Origin of the sequence: Streptomyces sp. NPDC097981 (assembly GCF_040302565.1) — a bacterium.
Classification (GTDB): Bacteria; Actinomycetota; Actinomycetes; order Streptomycetales; family Streptomycetaceae; genus Streptomyces.
In genome coordinates, this window is sequence record NZ_JBEORW010000016.1 from 128,414 (window position 1) to 142,325 (window position 13,912).

A 13,912-nucleotide genomic window follows, 5' to 3' on the forward strand; every position below is an offset into this window, starting at 1 on the left:
GGTTGCACCTATGACGAACCCTTCAGTGGAACCCGTTCGCATGACCAATCCGGTACGCCTCGACGACCTGATCGAGGCCATCAAGAAGGTCCACAACGACACCCTGGAGCAGCTCAGCGGAGCCGTCGTCGCCGCCGAGCACCTCGGCGACGTGGCCGACCACCTCATCGGGCACTTCGTCGACCAGGCCCGCCGTTCCGGAGCATCCTGGACCGACATCGGCCGCAGTATGGGCGTCACCCGCCAGGCCGCCCAGAAGCGCTTCGTCCCCAAGGCCGACAAGGGCGACGGCGACGGCAACGACCTCGACGCCGCACAGGGCTTCGCCCGCTTCACCGACCGTGCCCGCAACGTCGTGGTGACCGCCCAGAACGAGGCCCGCGCCGCCAGCAACACCGAGATCCGCACCGAGCACCTCGTCCTCGGCCTGCTCGCCGAGCCCGAGGCGTTCGCCGCCCTCGCGCTGCGCGCACAGGGCGTCGGCCTGGACGAGGTGCGCACCGCGGCGACCGCCGCCCTGCCGCCGGCCGCCGCGGCCCTCCCCGCCCTCGTCCCCTTCGACGCGGGCGCCAAGAAGGCCCTGGAGCTCACGTTCCGCGAGGCCCTGCGACTCGGCCACGCCTACGTGGGCACCGAGCACATCCTGCTCGGCCTCCTCGAACTGGAGGACGGCGAGGGCATCCTGAGCGGTCTCGGCGTGGACAAGGCCGCCGCCGAGGCGACCGTCACCGAAGCCGTGGCAGCCGTACTCGGCGAGCCCGGGGAGAAGTAGCGGCTTCTCCGTCCGCCCCTTCCGTCAGCGCGTACCGCTTCACGTACGCGCCGAGGAAGGCCTGGAGCGTGGCGACGGCCGGGATCGCGATGAGCGCCCCGACCGCGCCCAGCAGGGCGGTGCCGGCGATGACCGAGCCGAAGGCCACCGCCGGGTGGATGTCCACGGTCCGCGCGGTCAGCTTCGGCTGGAGGACGTAGTTCTCGAACTGCTGGTAGACCACCACGAACCCGAGTACGTACAGCGCGTACCAGGGGTCGACGGTGAAGGCGATCAGCATCGGCAGCGCGCCCGCCAGGTAGGTGCCGATGGTGGGGATGAACTGGGAGACCAGCCCCACCCACACCGCGAGCGCGGGCGCGTACGGCACGTCGAGGACGGCGAAGACGACGTAGTGCGCGATGCCGGAGACCAGCGCCATCAGTCCGCGCGAGTAGAGGTAGCCGCCCGTCTTGGCGACGGCGATCTCCCAGGCGCGCAGCACCTCCGACTGCTTGGCCGGGGGCAGTACGGAGCACAGCGCGCGGCGCAGCCGCGGACCATCGGCGGCGAAGTAGAAGGAGAACAGCCCGATGGTCAGCAGCCTGAAGAGTCCTCCGAGCACGGTGGCGGACACGTCGAGCACGCCGGTCGCGCTGTTCTGTACGTACTTCTGGAGCCAGTCGGAGTGCAGCAGGCTGTCCTGGATCGCGAGCCGGGACAGCTTGGTGTGGAAGGTCGTGTTGGTCGAGTTGATGACCGAGTCGAGGTAGCGCGGGAAGCCCTCCACCATGTCGACGATCTGCCCGGCGAGCATCGAGCCCAGCAGCACGACGAACCCGGCGGCCCCGACGGACACTCCGAGGAACACCAGGAAGGTGGCGAGCCCGCGGCGCATGCCGCGGGCCGACATCCGGGCCACGGCGGGTTCGATCGCGAGCGCGAGGAAGAACGCGATCAGGATGTTGACGAGCAGCCCGGTCAGCTGGTGGAAGGCCCAGCTGCCGAGCTGGAAGCAGGCGATGAGGGCCAGGACGAGCACGACGGCGCGCGGCAGCCAGCGCGGCATCCGGGCTCCGGCCGCCGGAGCCGGTGCGGTGGCGCCGGCGGGGGGCCCTGCGGGATCGGCGGTGAGCGGCCCGGCCGCATCGGTCGCCACGGTGGTGTCTGTGGTGTCGGTCGTCGTCACGGTCGTCTCATCGGTGGCTGCCACACGGCCCAGTCTGTCCCACCCGCCGCTCGGGCGGGGAAACGGCCGCGGGCGTCAGCGCAGGGAGGCCGGCACGTCCATCGCCGAACACACGGCCCGCCACACGTCCTTGGCCTCCCAGCCCGCCTCCAGCGCCTGGTGGACGGTGCGTCCGCCCAGCTCCGTCATGACATGGTCCCGTGCGAAGGAGTCCGCGTAGGCCGCACCGAAGTGCTCGGCCATCCGCTCCCAGAAAATCGTCAACCGCATGCCCCCAGTATCCCGCCCCGGGAGAGTGCACCGGAGCTGTTCGCCCTCCGCCCCCGCGGCACCGCGCCCTACGGTTTCACGCATGCCCGGAGACGAAGCTTCCTCGCCGGTCCCACCGACCACGCTGGCCCGCGCCGAGCAGTTCATCTGGCTCACGGCCCGTGTGCTGGAGCAGCGGCGGTTCGCGTTCCACTTCCTCGGCGGGGACGCCGACGCGGTGGACACCGCCCTCGGCTCGTACCTCAACGCCGACGGAGGCTACGGCCACGCACTCGACCCGGATCTGCGGGGTCCGCTCAGCCAGCCGCTCCACACCGCGCACGCCCTCCGGGTCCTGGACAGCCTGGGCCGCTGCGCCGGGCAGCGGATCGAGCGGCTGTGCCGCCACCTGACCAGGGTCTCCACGGCGGAGGGCGCGCTTCCGGTGGTCTGCCCGGCCCCGCGCGGCTATCCCGCGGCCCCGTACCACCCGGTGCACGACGATCCGCCGGGCGAGCTGCTGACCACGGGCCCGGTCGTCGGCGTACTGCACCGCAACCGGATCTGGCACGCCTGGCTGTTCCGGGCCACGGACTTCTGCTGGGAGCGGGTCGAGACCATGCGCCGCGCGCACCCGTACGAGGTCCAGAGCGCGGTGGCCTTCCTCGACGGTGCCCCCGACCGGGCCCGCGCGGTGGCGGCCGCGGACCGGCTGGGGCGGCTCGTGCGCGAGCAGCGGCTCGTCGTGCTCGACCCGCGCCGCCGCCGGGAGTACCCGCCGTACCCCGGCTGTGCGCCGGGCGAGCAGCTGTTCCCGCACGATCTGGCCCGGCGCCCGGAGTCGCTGGCGCGCGGCTGGTTCACCGACGAGGAGCTGAGGCGTTCGCTGGACTTCCTGGCCGCCGGACAACAGCCGGACGGCGGCTGGCCGGTGCGGCGCCTCGCATGGGCCCCGGGCAGCTCGCTGGAGCGGCGCCCGATCGCCACCCTGGAGGCCCTGCTGACCCTGCGGGCGTACGGGCGTCCCCTGTCCGACGGTCCTGCACCGGGTGTTACCAGCCCAGGGCCCGCACTCCCGCGGTGACCACCACGGCGGCTCCGACCACGATCAGGAACGGGGCCCGGAGCAGCAGCGCGAGCCCGGCGGCGGCCAGCCCCGCCGCGCGGGCGTCGAGCACGAGCGCGTGCCCGGTGCTGAAGGTCTGCTGGGCGGTGAGCGCGGCGAGCAGCGCCACCGGCAGGAGTGCGGCGAGCCGGCGCACGGTCGGCCGCTCCAGTGCCCCGGCGGGCACGAGCAGCCCGGCGAGCTTGACGGCGTAGCAGCCGGCGACGGTGAGCGCGATGGCGATCCAGACGTTCACGAGCGGCGTCCCTTCAGCCAGAGGATCGCGGGGGCGGCGAGGGCGGCGATGAGCACCGGAAGCCCGGCGGGCAGTACGGGGAGCAGCCCCAGACCGAGGACGAGGGCGAGCGCGGCGACGGCCCGCTCGGTGGCGGTCTGCAGCATCGGCGCGAGCAGGGCCAGGAAGACGGCCGGTCCTGCGGCGTCCAGCCCCCATGCGGAGGTGTCCCCGAGGGCCTCTGCGCCGAGGACCCCGAGCAGGGTGGTGAGGTTCCACAGGACGTAGAGGCTCAGCCCGGTCACGGTGAACCCGAGCCGCGCCGACCTGCGGTCGGGCTGGGCCAGTGACACGGCGGCGGTCTCGTCGATCACCCAGTGGGCGGCGAGGGGCCGCACGGCCCTGGGCAGGGCGAGCAGCTGCGACAGCCGCAGCCCGTAGAAGGCGTTCCGCGTTCCGAGGAAGAAGGCACCTGCGGCCGCGGTGAACGGGTTCCCGCCCGCGGCCAGCGCACCGACCAGCGCGAACTGCGAGGCTCCGGTGAACACGAGCAGGCTCAGCACGCACGCCTGGAGCACGCTGATCCCGGACCCCGCGGCGGTCACCCCGAACGCGAATCCGGACAGCCCGACGGCCACCCCGACCCCGAGCGCATCCCGTACGACCGCGCCGCGCGGCTTTTCGGCGACCCCCTCGGGGATCTCCTGTATCACCATCCGATGTTCTCCCACCCGGTGACCGTACGCAGGGCCGAGTGATCGGGTCTTGTACGTTCTTGCACGCGGAGCCCGGAGCGGGATCGGCCCCCGCTGACGGCCGGGCGGCCTAGCCGGCCCGTTCCCGGCGGTACGCGCCCGGCGGGACGCCCACGATCCGGGTGAAGTGGCGGTTCAGGTGCGGCTGGTCGGTGAAGCCGACGGCGACGGCCGCCTCGGCGGGCGGGGTACCCGCCTCCAGCAGCCGGCGGGCCCGCCGGACCCGTGCGTCGGTCAGCCAGGTGTGCGGAGGCATCCCGTACCGCTCCCGGAAGGCCCGCAGCAGGGCGAACGGGCTGGTGCCCAGTTCCGCGGCCAGCTGCTCCAGCGACGGTGGCTCCGTCATCCGCTCCTGGAGCACCGCCCGGGCCGCCGCGGCGTCGGCGGCGCCGGCGCTGCGGGCCGTACGGGCGGGCAGCGGCCCGGCGTACCGGGTCAGCATCCGCGCGACCACCCCGCGCAGCAGCGTGTCGGCGGCCAGCGCGTTCCCTTCCTCGGCGGCGCGGTGCACCTCGGTGATCAGGTGCGAGGTGTGCGGGTCGGCGACCGAGTCGGCGGTGAAACCGGGCGTTCCGCGCAGGCTGCCGATCTCCGCGGCCACCTCGGCGATCAGCTCCCGGGACGGGTACAGGGTGGCGTACGCCCAGCCCTCCGGGGCTCCGGCCCGCGCGGTGTGCGGTACCTCGGGGTTGATCAGGACCACGCTCCCGGGCCCGGCCCGCACGGTGCCGCCGGGCAGGCCCACCTCCTCGATGCCGCCGGTGACGGCCGCCATCACGTACCCGTCGTGGGTGTGGCGCGGGAAGGTGTGGCGTACGTAGTGGGCGCGCAGCAGGTCCAGGCCGGGCAGTTCCGCGTAGTGCCAGTGCCGGGCCCACTCCCTCTTGTCCGCCATCTCCCCATTCTGCGCCCTGCCCGGTCCGGGTGTTTCCCCAGGTCCGGGCCCTTGTCGGTGCCCGGGTGCAGGATGGGGGCATGGCCGGCTCTGCGCTCGATTCGTTCTCCCCCGCGACCCGCTCCTGGTTCACGGGGGCCTTCGTCCAGCCCACCTCCGCGCAGGAGGGGGCGTGGCGGGCCATCCGGGAGGGCTCCGACGTACTCGTCGTGGCGCCGACCGGGTCCGGCAAGACGCTGGCCGCCTTCCTCGCCGCCCTCGACCAGCTCGCCTCCGCCCCGCCGCCCGCCGAGCCGAAGAAGCGCTGCCGGGTGCTGTACGTGTCCCCGCTGAAGGCCCTCGCGGTCGACGTGGAGCGGAACCTGCGCAGCCCGCTGACCGGTATCCGCCAGGAGTCGGTCCGTCTGGGCCTGCCCGAGCCGGAGATCCGGGTCGGCATCCGTTCCGGGGACACCCCGCCGGCCGAGCGGCGGGCGCTGGCCACCCGGCCGCCGGACATCCTGATCACGACGCCCGAGTCGCTGTTCCTGATGCTGACTTCGGCGACGCGCGACGCTCTGGCCGGGATCGAGACGGTGATCCTGGACGAGGTGCACGCGGTCGCGGGGACCAAGCGCGGGGCGCACCTGGCCCTGTCCCTGGAGCGGCTGGACGAGCTGCTGCCCCGCCCGGCGCGCCGGATCGGGCTGTCGGCGACGGTCCGGCCGGTGGACGAAGTGGCCCGGTACCTCGCGCCGCGCGGCAAGGCCGAGATCGTCCAGCCGCCCTCGGCGAAGGAGTTCGACCTGTCGGTGGTCGTCCCGGTGCAGGACATGGGCGAGTTGGGCGGCTCGCCGGCGACCGAGGGGAAGGAGGGCGGGGACAAGCCCTCGATCTGGCCGCACGTGGAGGAGCGGATCGCGGACCTGGTCCAGGCCCACCGCTCCACGATCGTGTTCGCCAACTCCCGCCGCCTCGCCGAGCGGCTGTGCAACCGGCTGAACGAGATCGCGTACGAGCGGGCGGTGGGCGAGAAGCTGCCCGACGGCTCGCCTCCGGCCGAGGTCATGGCCCAGTCGGGGGCCGCCCTGGGCGCTCCGCCGCTGCTGGCGCGGGCGCACCACGGGTCGGTGTCCAAGGAGCAGCGGGCGCTGGTGGAGGAGGATCTGAAGGCGGGCCGGCTGCCCGCCGTGGTCGCCACCTCCAGTCTGGAACTGGGCATCGACATGGGCGCCGTGGACCTGGTGGTGCAGGTGGAGTCGCCGCCGTCGGTGGCTTCCGGGCTCCAGCGCGTGGGCCGGGCCGGCCACCAGGTGGGCGCGGTATCGACGGGCGTCGTGTTCCCCAAGTACCGCGGGGACCTGGTCCAGGCTGCCGTGGTCACCGAGCGGATGCGCACCGGGTCCATCGAGTCGCTCCGCATCCCGTCGAACCCGCTCGACGTCCTCGCGCAGCAGCTGGTCGCGATGACCGCGATGGACACGTGGCAGCTGGACGAGCTGCTGGCGCTGGTGCGGCGGGCGGCGCCGTTCGCGGCGCTGCCGGAGTCCGCGTTCACCGCGGTCCTGGACATGCTGGCGGGCCGGTACCCGTCCGACGCGTTCGCGGAGCTCAGACCGCGGGTCGTCTGGGACCGGGTGGCGGGGACGGTCACCGGCCGGCCCGGCGCGCAGCGGCTCGCGGTCACCTCCGGCGGCACGATCCCCGACCGCGGGCTGTTCGGCGTGTTCCTCGCGGGCGCGGACCCGAAGAAGGGCGGCGGCCGGGTCGGCGAGCTCGACGAGGAGATGGTCTACGAGTCCCGCGTGGGCGACGTGTTCACCCTGGGCACCACGTCCTGGCGGATCGAGGACATCACCCGCGACCGGGTCCTGGTCTCCCCCGCCCCGGGGGTCCCGGGCCGGCTGCCGTTCTGGAAGGGCGACCAGCTGGGGCGGCCCCTCGAACTGGGCCGCGCGGTGGGTGCGTTCCTGCGCGAGCTCGGCGGGCTGCCCGAGGAGGACGCCCGGCTGCGGCTGCTGGCGGCCGGCCTCGACGCCTGGGCCGCGGAGAACGTCCTCGCGTACCTTGCGGAGCAGCGCGAGGCCTGCGGCCATGTCCCGGACGACCGGACCATCGTGGTCGAACGGTTCCGCGACGAGCTCGGCGACTGGCGGGTCGTCGTCCACTCCCCCTTCGGCGCACAGGTGCACGCCCCCTGGGCGCTGGCCCTCGGCGCCCGCCTCGCCGAGCGGTACGGGATGGACGCGCAGGTCATGCACGCGGACGACGGGATCGTGCTGCGCCTGCCCGACGCGGACCTGCTGTCCATGGACCTGCTCGACCACACTGTGTCCACTGACGGTGTCCCAGCCCCGCACGCCTTCGAGTTCGACGACGAACAGGCCCCGCTGGGCGCCGCGGACGTCGCCTTCGACCACGGCGAGATCAACCAGATCGTCACCGACCAGGTGGGCGGCTCCGCGCTGTTCGCCTCCCGGTTCCGCGAGTGCGCGGCGCGCGCCCTGCTGCTGCCGCGGCGCAGTCCCGGCAAGCGCACCCCGCTGTGGCAGCAGCGCCAGCGCGCCTCGCAACTGCTCCAGGTCGCATCGGAGTTCGGATCGTTCCCGATCGTGCTGGAAGCCGTACGGGAGTGCCTCCAGGACGTGTTCGACGTGCCGGGCCTCACCGAGCTGATGGGGGACATCGAGGCCCGCCGGGTCCGCCTCGTCGAGGTCACCACCCCCGAACCGTCCCCCTTCGCCCGCTCGCTGCTCTTCGGGTACGTCGCCCAGTTCCTGTACGAGGGGGACTCGCCGCTCGCCGAGCGCAGGGCGGCCGCGCTCTCGCTGGACTCCCGCCTGCTCGCCGAGCTGCTCGGCCAGGCCGAGTTGCGCGAACTGCTCGACGCCGAGGTACTGGAGGAACTGGAGCGGGAGCTCCAGTGGCTCACCGAGGAGCGGCGGGCCAAGGACGCCGAGTCGGTGGCGGACCTGCTGCGCCTGCTCGGCCCGCTGACCCCGGCCGAACTGGCCGAGCGGGGCGCCGGTCCGGCCTGGCCGAAGGCGCTGGCCGACGCCCGCCGGGCCATCGTGGTGCGCATCGGCGGCGCGGACCACTGGGCGGCGATCGAGGACGCGGGCCGGCTGCGCGACGCGCTGGGCACGGCGCTCCCGGTCGGGGTGCCGGAGGCGTTCACCGAGCCGGTCAAGGACCCGCTCGGCGACCTCCTGGCCCGGTACGCCCGCACTCACGGGCCGTTCACCACGGCCGCCGTCGCCGCCCGCTTCGGCCTGGGCGCGGCGGTGACCGAGGGCGCCCTGCACCGGCTCGCGGCGGCGGGCCGGGTGGTGCAGGGCGAGTTCCACCCCGCCGGCATCGGTCAGGAGTGGTGCGACGCGGCCGTGCTGCGCAGGCTGCGCCGCCGCTCCCTGGCCGCGCTGCGCCAGGAGCTGGAGCCCGTCCCGCCGACCTCCCTGGCCACCTTCCTGCCGCAGTGGCAGCACCTGGGCGGGGGCCTGCGCGGCATCGACGGCCTGGCCCGGGCCGTCGAACAGCTCCAGGGCGCCCCGGTGCCCGCCTCGGCGCTGGAGCGGCTGATCCTCCCCTCACGGGTCGCGGGATACTCCCCGACCCTGCTGGACGAGCTCACCACCACCGGGGAGGTGGTCTGGGCGGGCGCCGGGGCCCTCCCGGGCAAGGACGGCTGGATCTCGCTCTACCTCGCGGACGCGGCCCCGATGCTGCTGCCCCCGCCGCACCCGCTGGAGCTGACGCCCCTTCACCGGTCGATCCTGGACACCCTGTCCGGCGGGTACGGGCTGTTCTTCCGGCAGCTCGCCGAATCGGTGCGGGCCAAGTGGTCGGAGGCCACGGACCTCGAACTGTCCGAGGCCGTCTGGGACCTGGCCTGGTCGGGCCGGCTGACGAACGACACGCTGTCCCCGCTGCGCTCCCTGCTCGGGTCGGGCCGTACGGCGGGCGCCACCGCCCACCGGGCCAGGCGCACCGTCCCGCGCGGCCGGTACGGGACGCTCGGCGCGCAGGTCTCCCGCCCGGGCCCGCCCACGGTCTCCGGCCGCTGGTCACTGCTGCCCTCCCAGGCCCCCGACCCCACCCACCGGGCCCACGCCCTGGCCCGCACGCTGCTGGACCGGCACGGCGTGGTCACGCGGGGGGCGGTGGCCGCCGAGGGCGTGGAGGGCGGCTTCAGCGCGGTGTACCGCGTGCTGTCGGCCTTCGAGGACAGCGGCCAGGCCCGCCGGGGTTACGTCGTGGAGGGACTGGGCGCGGCCCAGTTCGCGATGGACGGCGCGGTGGACCGGCTGCGGTCGGCCGAGCGGACCCCGCCCCCGCTGGCGGCCGTGGTCCTGGCGGCGGCCGACCCGGCGAACGCGTACGGGGCCGCCCTGCCCTGGCCGGAGCCCCCGGCCGGGGCCACCCACAAGCCGGGCCGCAAGGCGGGCTCACTGGTGGTCCTGGTCGACGGCGAACTCACCCTGTACCTGGAGCGGGGCGGCAAGACGCTGCTGGCCTGGCCCCCGGCGCAGGACCCCCGTCTTGAGGCGGCCACCGCGGCCCTGTCGGCGGCTTCCCGGACCGGCACCCTGCCGACGCTCACGGTGGAACGCATCAACGCCGCCCCGGCGTTGACCTCACCGCTGGGCCCGGCCCTGGAGGCGGCCGGATTCCACGCCACTCCACGAGGTCTGCGCCTGCGGTCCTGAATGCCGCATTCAGGTGGCGAGCATTGCGCTTATGTCCCGCTTATGTATTGAGCATGTCACGAAGCACCGCTCGACTGGCAGACCGGGCCCGTTCTCGACTATCAAGATCCACGCAGGCATCGACAGTGACGATGCCACGTCAAAAGTGCACAGTCATGGGGGAGCAGAAAAGTGAGCAGCAACAGTATGCGACGAGCAGCAACGGGCGTCATCGGTCTGGCGGTTGCCGGCACCCTGACCCTGACCGGCTGTAAGAGCGGCAACGAAGAGGCCCCGGCGGCTTCGGACGCTCCCTCCGGCGCCGCGTCCGCCCCGGCCGGCGGCTACGCCACGCCCCCGGCGGGCGGCGCCTCCTCGGCAGCCCCGGGCGCCTCGGCGGGCGGCTACGACGGCGCCGCCGGCGGTGCCGCGGGCGGCGCGGTGGCCAAGTCCGGCCAGGCCTTCAAGATCGGCGAGGCCGCGACGGTCCCGTTCAGCGTCGGCAGCAACAAGGGCGGCCAGATCGCCCTCACGGTCACCGGCATCGAGGCGGGCAGCCCGGCCGACCTGTCGACGCTGAACGTCGGCGACAAGGTGAAGGGCCAGACCCCCTTCTACATCCGCTACACGATCAAGAACACCGGTACGACGGACCTGTCCTTCGGCTCCGTCAGCCACATGAAGGGGCTGCTCGACGGCGGCAGCGAGTCCGGCGTCCTGCTGACCGGCGGCAAGTTCGACAAGTGCCAGAGCGACACGCTGCCGAAGGGCTTCACCAACGGCCAGACCCAGACCGGCTGCGCCATCGCCCTCGCGCCGACCGGGACCAAGGTCACCGGCGCCGAGTACTGGGGCGACCCGTACAACAACCTGAACACCCCTGCCCAGAAGGGCCTCACCTGGAAGTGATGAGCGGCCGATCGGGCCCTCACGCCTCCTGATCCCCGAACCCCCTGCGGCGGTGACCCCGCCCAGGGGGTTCGCCCGTTCCCGGTCCCGGTCCCGGTCCCGGCGCGACAATGGCCCCATGCCCGAAGGAGACACCGTCCACCGCGTCGCCGCCCGCCTGCACGCCGCGCTCGCGGGCCGGCCGCTCACCCGCGCCGACCTCCGCGTCCCCCGCTTCGCCACTGCCGACCTCACCGGCCGCACCGTCCTCGACGTCACCCCGCGCGGCAAGCACCTCCTCGCCCGCCTCGAAGGCGGCCTCACCCTCCACAGCCACCTCGGCATGGACGGCGCCTGGCGCCTCTTCGCCCCCACCGAGAAGTGGCGCGGCGGCCCCGCCCACGAGATCCGGGCCGTCCTGGCCACCGCCGACGCCACCGCCGTCGGCTACCGGCTCCCGGTGCTCGAACTGCTGCGCACCGCCGACGAGCACCAGGCTGTCGGCCACCTCGGCCCAGACCTCCTCGGCACCGACTGGGACCCGGCCCGGGCCGCCGCCAACCTCCTCACCGACCCCGCCCGCCCCCTCGGCGAGGCCCTGCTCGATCAGCGCAACCTGGCCGGCATCGGCAACATCTACAAGGCCGAGCTGTGCTTCATGGCCCGGGTCACGCCCTGGACCCCGGTCGGCGACCTGCCCGACGCCGAGGCCACCGCCGTCCGCCTGGCCGGCGCCGCCCACCGCCTCCTGCGCGCCAACATCGGCGACCGCGGGATCCGCAGCACCACCGGCAGCCACCGCCCCGGCCGGGAGCTGTTCGTCTACGGCCGCACCCGCCGCCCCTGCCTGCGCTGCGGCACCCCCGTCCGCCAGGCACCGCAGGACGACCGCCCCACGTACTGGTGCCCCCGCTGCCAATCCGGCCCCACACCCTAGTTGACGCTCCGTCAGATCTGGTCGTACGGTCCCGGCATGCCCACACCCAGAGCCCCGTACGACCTCACCGGCCGGACCGCCCTGATCACCGGCGCCGCGAGCGGCATAGGCCGCGCCACCGCCGTCCTCCTCGCCGGGGCGGGTGCCGCCGTGCACTGTGCGGACCGCGACGAGCCGGGCCTCGCCGAGACGGCGGACCTCGTCGCCAAGGCCGGCGCAACCGCCACCCTCCACCCCCTGGACGTCACCGACCGCGCCGCCCTGCGCGCCGCCGTCGCCGCCGCCGGGCCGCTCGACATCACCGCCGCCATCGCCGGGATCATGCACACCAGCAGCGTCCTGGAGACGACCGACGAGGACCTCGACCGGGTCCTGGACATCAACTTCAAGGGAATCCTGCGCACCTGCCAGGAGGCCGCGCACGCCATGATCGCGGCCGGCCGCCCCGGTTCGATCATCACGATGGCATCGGGCGCCGTGGACGCCGCCCAGCCGGGTCTGCTCTGCTACAGCGCCGCCAAGGCCGCCGTCGTCCAGCTCACCAAGACCCTCGCCACCGAGGCCGGCCCCCACGGCATCCGCGTCAATGCCATCGCCCCGGGCTGGATCCGCACGCCGATGACCGGCCGGCACGGACCCGAGGTCCGGGAGCAGACCGAGGCCGCGATGGTCCGGAGGTCCCCATTGCGCCGGGTCGGCGAGCCCGAGGACATCGCCCAGGCCGTGCTCTACCTCGCCTCGGACGCCTCGTCCTTCATGACGGGCCAGATCCTGCGCCCGAACGGCGGAGTGTCGATGCCCTGGTAGCGGCCCCGTCGGTCGCAGCCCGCCGGGCCCTGCGCACGGGCCCCGGCGCGCAGTGCACCGGGAGCAGACCCAGCCCCCAGCCGCCCACGGCGACCGCGCCCTCGATGGGCCCCGACTCGGCCGGCGCCAGCGCCAGCCGCAGCACCGCCCACCACCACAGCAGGCCCACCGCCAGCGCGAGGGCGACGACCGGAGGTATGTGCAGTAACCGCCGCACGGCTGCCTCCCGGGGGTCAGGGCCGCGATCCGGACTCGTCCCATCCTCCCGTACGCCCCTCGGCCGCGCACCCAGAACGGCGCGGAGCCCCGGCCGGTGCATCACGCACCGGCCGGGGCTCCGGCCACGCTCATTTCTTCACAGCTCACGACCCGAGCTCACGCGGCTACGACATTCACCGCTTCCGCAGGCGACTTGATGGTCACCCGCTCGGGCCCACCCGCGACCGAAGCCACGGAGACCGAATTGAGCATCGGGCGTACCGGTACCGTCACCGGTTCGCTTGCCGCGGCCGACTGCGCGAGCTCGGCCAGCGACAGTTCGTCGCTCACCTCGCGCATCAGCTCGGACATCCGTACGTCCAACGCGTCGCAGATCGCGGAGAGCAGCTCGGAGGATGCCTCCTTCTGCCCCCGCTCCACCTCGGAAAGATAGCCGAGAGAAACTCGGGCGGACGAGGAGACTTCGCGCAGAGTACGGCCCTGGCGCTGGCGCTGCCGACGCAGCACGTCACCCAGCAGGCGACGGAGCAAAATCATCGGTGGCTCCCTCCTCTGACCGTGTAGCCGCATCCTTCACGCCCCACCGTACCGCCTCGCGCCGCGGCCGTGCGGGGAGCTATGTCGTGTTCACTCAGGGCTGCAAACATCAAATCCCCCCGTTCTGTTCCGTATCCTGCCCCCGCGCATTCTCGCGGAGTTCGCTCGAGAGCAGTTCGAGCACTGTCCGTGCACTCTCCCTACGGATTTCCGCGCGGGAGCCGTTCAACCTCAGCGGGACGGTTTTCCTGCCCGCCGGACCCGCCACGGCGATGAAAACGGTGCCCACCGGCTGCCCGTCCTGCGGGTCCGGACCGGCCACCCCGGTGGTCGCGATCCCCCACGAAGCCCCCAGCACGCGCCGCACTCCGGCCGCCATCTCGGCCGCGACCTGCGCGTTCACCGCCCCTTCGGCGGCAAGCAGTCCGGCGTCCACTCCCAGGAGCCGGTGCTTCACCTCCGTGGCGTACGCCGTGACCGAACCGCGGAAGGACCGGGACGCCCCGGCGATACCCGTGAGCTCCGCCGCGACCATCCCGCCCGTCAGCGACTCGGCCACCGCGAGCGTCTGGTCACTCTCCGCAAGGAGGCGCAGCACCTCCGCGGCGATCGTTGCGGTGTCCCCGGTCTCCGCGGCCGCCTCCGGAGCGTCCGAAGACGCCCCACCGGCCACCGGAGATT

At 73.7% G+C, this 13,912-nt stretch carries 14 protein-coding genes; 6 read left to right on the top strand and 8 right to left on the bottom strand.

Features of this window, described 5'->3' with window-relative positions:
• The first annotated feature begins 10 nt into the window (after positions 1 to 10).
• Positions 11 to 772, top strand: a complete 762-nt coding sequence (locus ABTY04_RS17975) for a Clp protease N-terminal domain-containing protein (RefSeq protein ID WP_352214296.1) — start codon at positions 11 to 13, stop codon at positions 770 to 772.
• Here the strand turns inward: ABTY04_RS17975 and ABTY04_RS17980 are convergent.
• The gene (locus ABTY04_RS17980) at positions 726 to 1,820 is read right to left on the bottom strand and encodes an AI-2E family transporter (protein WP_352214321.1); all 1,095 of its coding nucleotides are present in this window, start codon (positions 1,818 to 1,820) and stop codon (positions 726 to 728) included. The genes ABTY04_RS17975 and ABTY04_RS17980 overlap by 47 nt on opposite strands.
• Positions 1,821 to 2,015: 195 nt before the next feature.
• Positions 2,016 to 2,210 (bottom strand): DUF3046 domain-containing protein, encoded by a 195-nt coding sequence (locus tag ABTY04_RS17985; protein ID WP_352214297.1) that lies wholly within the window; start codon positions 2,208 to 2,210, stop codon positions 2,016 to 2,018.
• Between the two features lie 82 nt (positions 2,211 to 2,292).
• Between ABTY04_RS17985 and ABTY04_RS17990 the strand changes: the two genes are divergently transcribed.
• Positions 2,293 to 3,273 (top strand): hypothetical protein, encoded by a 981-nt coding sequence (locus ABTY04_RS17990; RefSeq protein WP_352214298.1) that lies wholly within the window; start codon positions 2,293 to 2,295, stop codon positions 3,271 to 3,273.
• Here ABTY04_RS17990 and ABTY04_RS17995 read toward each other — a convergent pair.
• The 3 genes from ABTY04_RS17995 to ABTY04_RS18005 all read right to left on the bottom strand — a co-directional run bounded on the left by ABTY04_RS17995 (position 3,242) and on the right by ABTY04_RS18005 (position 5,179).
• A complete protein-coding gene (locus tag ABTY04_RS17995; protein ID WP_352214299.1) occupies positions 3,242 to 3,550 on the bottom strand; it encodes an AzlD domain-containing protein in 309 nt (102 codons plus the stop codon). The two genes, ABTY04_RS17990 and ABTY04_RS17995, sit on opposite strands and share 32 nt — an antisense overlap.
• Positions 3,547 to 4,245: an AzlC family ABC transporter permease gene (locus ABTY04_RS18000; protein WP_352214300.1), complete on the bottom strand. Its 699-nt coding sequence runs from the start codon at positions 4,243 to 4,245 to the stop codon at positions 3,547 to 3,549. The genes ABTY04_RS17995 and ABTY04_RS18000 overlap by 4 nt, the downstream gene beginning before the upstream one ends.
• A 109-nt stretch (positions 4,246 to 4,354) precedes the next feature.
• A complete protein-coding gene (locus ABTY04_RS18005) occupies positions 4,355 to 5,179 on the bottom strand; it encodes an AraC family transcriptional regulator (protein WP_352214301.1) in 825 nt (274 codons plus the stop codon).
• An 80-nt stretch (positions 5,180 to 5,259) separates the two neighbouring features.
• Here ABTY04_RS18005 and ABTY04_RS18010 point away from each other — a divergent pair, with 80 nt between their 5' ends.
• The 4 genes from ABTY04_RS18010 (at position 5,260) to ABTY04_RS18025 (ending at position 12,475) form a co-directional block, all read left to right on the top strand.
• Entirely contained in the window at positions 5,260 to 9,864 is a 4,605-nt protein-coding gene (locus ABTY04_RS18010) for an ATP-dependent helicase (protein ID WP_352214302.1), read from the top strand.
• 171 nt (positions 9,865 to 10,035) lie between these two features.
• Positions 10,036 to 10,752 (top strand): hypothetical protein, encoded by a 717-nt coding sequence (locus ABTY04_RS18015; RefSeq protein ID WP_352214303.1) that lies wholly within the window; start codon positions 10,036 to 10,038, stop codon positions 10,750 to 10,752.
• Positions 10,753 to 10,870: 118 nt separating this feature from the next.
• The gene (locus ABTY04_RS18020; RefSeq protein ID WP_352214304.1) at positions 10,871 to 11,668 is read left to right on the top strand and encodes an Fpg/Nei family DNA glycosylase; all 798 of its coding nucleotides are present in this window, start codon (positions 10,871 to 10,873) and stop codon (positions 11,666 to 11,668) included.
• Between the two features lie 36 nt (positions 11,669 to 11,704).
• Positions 11,705 to 12,475: an SDR family NAD(P)-dependent oxidoreductase gene (locus ABTY04_RS18025; RefSeq protein WP_352214305.1), complete on the top strand. Its 771-nt coding sequence runs from the start codon at positions 11,705 to 11,707 to the stop codon at positions 12,473 to 12,475.
• Here the strand turns inward: ABTY04_RS18025 and ABTY04_RS18030 are convergent.
• The 3 genes from ABTY04_RS18030 to ABTY04_RS18040 form a co-directional block, all read right to left on the bottom strand.
• Positions 12,423 to 12,692 (bottom strand): hypothetical protein, encoded by a 270-nt coding sequence (locus ABTY04_RS18030; RefSeq protein WP_502996660.1) that lies wholly within the window; start codon positions 12,690 to 12,692, stop codon positions 12,423 to 12,425. The genes ABTY04_RS18025 and ABTY04_RS18030 overlap by 53 nt on opposite strands.
• A 158-nt stretch (positions 12,693 to 12,850) precedes the next feature.
• The gene (locus ABTY04_RS18035) at positions 12,851 to 13,231 is read right to left on the bottom strand and encodes a helix-turn-helix domain-containing protein (RefSeq protein WP_352214306.1); all 381 of its coding nucleotides are present in this window, start codon (positions 13,229 to 13,231) and stop codon (positions 12,851 to 12,853) included.
• A gap of 109 nt (positions 13,232 to 13,340) precedes the next feature.
• On the bottom strand, positions 13,341 to 13,904 hold the full coding sequence (locus ABTY04_RS18040; protein WP_502996663.1) for a CinA family protein: 564 nt from the start codon (positions 13,902 to 13,904) through the stop codon (positions 13,341 to 13,343).
• Positions 13,905 to 13,912 lie beyond the last annotated feature (8 nt).

Excerpts from the sequence above, each read along its gene's own strand:
- ABTY04_RS18000 (WP_352214300.1), bottom strand. The coding sequence starts at position 4,245 with ATGGTGATACAGGAGATCCCCGAGGGGGTCGCCGAAAAGCCGCGCGGC.
- ABTY04_RS18020 (WP_352214304.1), top strand. The coding sequence starts at position 10,871 with ATGCCCGAAGGAGACACCGTCCACCGCGTCGCCGCCCGCCTGCACGCC.
- ABTY04_RS18010 (WP_352214302.1), top strand. The coding sequence starts at position 5,260 with ATGGCCGGCTCTGCGCTCGATTCGTTCTCCCCCGCGACCCGCTCCTGG.
- ABTY04_RS18025 (WP_352214305.1), top strand. The coding sequence starts at position 11,705 with ATGCCCACACCCAGAGCCCCGTACGACCTCACCGGCCGGACCGCCCTG.
- ABTY04_RS17990 (WP_352214298.1), top strand. The coding sequence starts at position 2,293 with ATGCCCGGAGACGAAGCTTCCTCGCCGGTCCCACCGACCACGCTGGCC.
- ABTY04_RS17980 (WP_352214321.1), bottom strand. The coding sequence starts at position 1,820 with ATGCCGCGCTGGCTGCCGCGCGCCGTCGTGCTCGTCCTGGCCCTCATC.
- ABTY04_RS17975 (WP_352214296.1), top strand. The coding sequence starts at position 11 with ATGACGAACCCTTCAGTGGAACCCGTTCGCATGACCAATCCGGTACGC.
- ABTY04_RS17985 (WP_352214297.1), bottom strand. The coding sequence starts at position 2,210 with ATGCGGTTGACGATTTTCTGGGAGCGGATGGCCGAGCACTTCGGTGCG.
- ABTY04_RS18035 (WP_352214306.1), bottom strand. The coding sequence starts at position 13,231 with ATGATTTTGCTCCGTCGCCTGCTGGGTGACGTGCTGCGTCGGCAGCGC.
- ABTY04_RS18005 (WP_352214301.1), bottom strand. The coding sequence starts at position 5,179 with ATGGCGGACAAGAGGGAGTGGGCCCGGCACTGGCACTACGCGGAACTG.